Here is a 3,536-nt window from a genome sequence, read left to right as displayed (position 1 = left end):
GGGGGCGTGGGCTCGCTCGCCCCGCCCCTCGAAGGATCACCCGTGAACGACACGCTCCTCGCCGCCGAGGCACCCGCCTCGGGCCCGGCCGCCCTGACCGCGCTCGCTCCGCCCGACTGGCAGGACGTGTGCGAGCGGTTGGACCGGGACGGTGCGGCCCTCACCGGGCGTCTGCTGTCGCCCGCCCGGTGCCGGGAGATCGCCGCGCTGTACGACCGGCCCGAACTGTTCCGCACCACCGTCGACATGGCCCGCCACCGCTTCGGCTCCGGCCGGTACCGCTACTTCACCCACGACCTGCCCGAGCCCGTCGCCGCCCTGCGCGAGGCCCTCTACCCCCGCCTGCTCGCCGTCGCCCGGGCCTGGGCCGACAAGCTCGGCCGCCCCGCCCCCTGGCCCGACACCCTCGCCGAGTGGACCGCCCTGTGCCACGCCGCCGGCCAGGACAAGAGCTCCCAGATCCTGCTGTGCTACGGCCCCGGTGACTGGAACGCGCTGCACCGCGACGTCTTCGGCGACCTCGTCTTCCCCCTCCAGGTCGTCATCGGCCTCGACGTCCACGGCACCGACTACACCGGCGGCGAGTTCCTCCTCGTCGAACAGCGCCCCCGCGCCCAGTCCCGCGGCACCGCCATCGTCCTTCCCCAGGGGCACGGCCTGGTCTTCACCACCCGCGACCGCCCCGTTCCCTCGGCCCGCGGCCACCGCGCCGGCCCCGTCCGGCACGGCGTCAGCACCGTGCGCACCGGCCGCCGCCACGCCCTCGGCCTCGTCTTCCACGACGCCTGACACCCCGTAGACCCGCCCACCGTCGGTACCCCGGGCCCGCCCGAGCAGGGCCGACGGCGGGCGACCCGCCAGAAGGGCAGCGCCCCATGAACTCCCGCCCCGCGAGCGGCCGTTCACCCCTCCTCCCCGCACCCGGGACCACCGCCTACGGGGACCTCCCGGTACCCGCCCCGCACACCGCCGCCGAACTCGCGGCCCTGCTGCGCCTGCTCGCCGACCACCGCCACCCGCCCCTGCGCGGCGTCGCGATCGGCCACAGCCGCGACGGAGCCTCCCGTACGGCCGCCGCCGCGTTCGCCGTCGTGGACTGGCCCGAACAGGCGGCCTCCTGGCTGCGGCCCGCCCGCCGCCTCACCGACCGGGAACCCGACGCCTTCGTCATCGCCGCCGCCCCGCTCGGCTGGGCGCAACTCGCCCGACGGCTGCGCCACAGCACCCCGTGGCGCCCGGACCGCACGTTCGGCTTCGCGTCCCTCGCCGAGCCGGTCGCCGCGGCACTCGCCGGGCCCGGCGTGCTGGACGGCGTGCGTGGCGCGAGCGCGGACGGCGGTACCTGGCGCACCGAATCCGGCTGGACCGAATCCTTTCCGCCCGCCGCCCCGGGCGCCGCCGGATGAGGACCGCGTGCCGTCGGATGAGGACCGCGCGCCGCCTTCGCCGACGCCGCCCGGCCGACGTCCGTGCTCAGCACGTGGACGGCGGGACGCCGCCGTCGTCGGTGCCGGTCCCGAAGCGGGGCTGCGGGGTGGTGGCGCCGCCGCCGGCGTTCCAGCCGTCGGCGAGGCGGAACGGGCCGCGGTGCCATCACCGGTGCCGGGTCCGGCCGATCGCGATGACGGGGTGGTCGACGGGGTCGGCCCATCGCATCGTCCGGGTCATGAACGCGGCGGGGACGGCCACGCAGCCGGCGGTGGCGCCGGCTCGGGGGCCGAGGTCGTGGAGGAAGATCCCGGCGCCGCGGCCCTTCACCACGGGGGCGGTGTTGAAGTCGATGACCAGGACGTTGTCGTACTGGACGGGGTAGTCGACGAGGTGTTCGCTGCCGAGGGGGCCCTGGTCGGTGAGGTGGAAGCCGCCCTCGGTGTCGGTGCGCATGCGGTTGTAGTAGGCGGAGGACGGGTCCTGCACCCACCAGTCGTGGGTGGTGACGTGGTGGTAGGGCACCTTCGTTCCCGGGTCCGGGGAGATGCCGAAGGCCTGGGTGATGGTGTACGTGCCGGTCGGTGTGGTCCCGGTCCCCTGGACGCGGGTGAGGCCGTCGTGCGTGCCGCCGGACCCGATGCGCGCTTCGGTGGTGGAGTCGAGGGAGTGCCAGGCGTCGCCCCGGCGGTCCCACAGGGTCACGGTGGCCCGGGTGCCGTCCGCCTCGACCGTGATCACCTGGCCGGCCTGACCGGCTGTCACCGGTACGGGGAACGGGCCGTCGTCGGCCCGCGTCCTCGGGCCGGGGCCCGCACCGGTCAGTGTGACGGCGGCGCCGAGCGCGAGGGCCACGCCCAGATGGCGGAGTGCCAGGCCGCGGCGGTCGGTGAGGGGTGTCCGGGAGACGGCCATGGAGGGCCCTTCTGGTGGAGGACGGAAGGGGCTGGAAGAGGAGGTACGGAGGTCGCGCCGCATGCCATCGGGCGGTGCCGTGGTCGGCCGCTCCCGCCCGGGTCGGTCCCGTCCACGCCAGGGCCATGATCGGCTCGCCGGGGCGGCCGCGCCAGCACCGACACCGCCGGGCCGTCCGAGGCGGCGCCGCCCGGTGGGAGCCGTCGACCCGGAAGTCGCGACGCCGACGGTGATCCGACATCGTAGGGGGTAGGAACTGGGCTGGACGGGGGCCGTTCGGGAGGGACGGCTCGGGCGGCGGGGTTCGTGCCGCACGGGGTACCGGGTGTTCCACGAGGTCGGGAGGAGAGGTATGGCATCCGTGTCAGGAGATGTCGTCGTCGTCACCGGAGCCGCCAGCGGCATCGGCCGTGCGGCGGCCGTGCGGCTGGCGCGGGCGGGCTGGGCGGTCGCGGCGGTGGACGTGGACGCGGCCGGTCTCGACCGCCTGGTCTCGGAGGCGCCCGGGGTGCGTCCGTTCGTCTGCGATGTCACCGATGGGGCGGCGGTGGCCGCCGTCGTGTCCGAGGTGGGGCGGGAGCTGGGTGCGCCGCGCCGGCTGGTGCACTGCGCGGGTGTCGGTGTGATGGGGCGGCTGCTCGACCCGGACCCGGAGGACACCCTCCGCGTGATGGACGTCGTGTACGGCGGCACCCTGCGGGTGGTTCGCGGGGTGGTGCCGTTGATGGCGGCCCGGGGCGGGGGCGAGGTGGTCCTGTTCGGGTCGATCGGTGGCTGGGTGCCGGTGCCGTTGGGCGGGGGGTACGGCGCGGCGAAGGCCGCGGTGCACTTCCTCGCCGAGGTCGTCGCGGCGGAACACCGCGCGGACGGCATCCGGGTCCTGTGTGTCTGCCCGCCCGCGGTGGAGACTCCGATGCTGGACCGGATTCGCGTCGAGACCCCGCAACTCCTGGGTCCACGAAAGGGGTTGAGTGTCGATGCGGTGCTGGATTCGATGGACCGGGCGCTGGCGCGCGGCCGGGCGTGGGCCTTTCCGGGGCGCGGGACCCGGGCCCTGTGGACGGCTCGGCGCCTGGCGCCCGGGGCACTCAGCGGGATCGTCGGCCGGGTGCTGGTCGGCAGGTAGGGCGCGGGCCGCGGCTCCCGGTCCCGTCCCGAGGCCGCGCAGAGGCCGACGCGGCGGTTCGCGGCGG

4 protein-coding genes are annotated in these 3,536 nt (G+C 76.0%); 3 read left to right on the top strand and 1 reads right to left on the bottom strand.

All coding sequences use genetic code 11. From position 1 onward, the window contains the following. The first annotated feature begins 93 nt into the window (after window positions 1-93). Together ACFRMQ_RS39335 and ACFRMQ_RS39330 are read left to right on the top strand one after the other, a co-directional pair. Window positions 94-789 carry a 2OG-Fe(II) oxygenase gene (locus ACFRMQ_RS39335; RefSeq protein WP_380735700.1) on the top strand — a complete coding sequence of 232 codons (696 nt, stop codon included), beginning with the start codon at window positions 94-96 and terminating at the stop codon, window positions 787-789. 86 nt (window positions 790-875) lie between these two features. Further along, complete coding sequence (locus ACFRMQ_RS39330; protein WP_380735699.1) at window positions 876-1,406, top strand: hypothetical protein; 531 nt, start codon at window positions 876-878, stop codon at window positions 1,404-1,406. Window positions 1,407-1,593: 187 nt separating this feature from the next. On the opposite strand, the gene ACFRMQ_RS39325 is transcribed toward ACFRMQ_RS39330, so the two are convergent. Beyond that, window positions 1,594-2,343, bottom strand: coding sequence for a L,D-transpeptidase family protein (locus ACFRMQ_RS39325; protein WP_380735697.1), 750 nt, complete (start codon window positions 2,341-2,343; stop codon window positions 1,594-1,596). Window positions 2,344-2,695: 352 nt separating this feature from the next. Here ACFRMQ_RS39325 and ACFRMQ_RS39320 point away from each other — a divergent pair, with 352 nt between their 5' ends. After that, window positions 2,696-3,469 carry an SDR family NAD(P)-dependent oxidoreductase gene (locus tag ACFRMQ_RS39320; RefSeq protein WP_380735696.1) on the top strand — a complete coding sequence of 258 codons (774 nt, stop codon included), beginning with the start codon at window positions 2,696-2,698 and terminating at the stop codon, window positions 3,467-3,469. Window positions 3,470-3,536 lie beyond the last annotated feature (67 nt).

This window comes from Kitasatospora sp. NPDC056783 (genome assembly GCF_042789895.1).
In the GTDB taxonomy this organism is placed as follows: domain Bacteria; phylum Actinomycetota; class Actinomycetes; order Streptomycetales; family Streptomycetaceae; genus Kitasatospora.
Note: the sequence above shows the minus strand (reverse complement) of the source record. Positions and strands in the feature narration are given on the sequence as shown.

What these genes read in the sequence shown, in the direction of transcription:
- ACFRMQ_RS39325 (WP_380735697.1), bottom strand. Translation starts at nt 2,343, where the DNA reads ATGGCCGTCTCCCGGACACCCCTCACCGACCGCCGCGGCCTGGCACTC.
- ACFRMQ_RS39320 (WP_380735696.1), top strand. Translation starts at nt 2,696, where the DNA reads ATGGCATCCGTGTCAGGAGATGTCGTCGTCGTCACCGGAGCCGCCAGC.
- ACFRMQ_RS39330 (WP_380735699.1), top strand. Translation starts at nt 876, where the DNA reads ATGAACTCCCGCCCCGCGAGCGGCCGTTCACCCCTCCTCCCCGCACCC.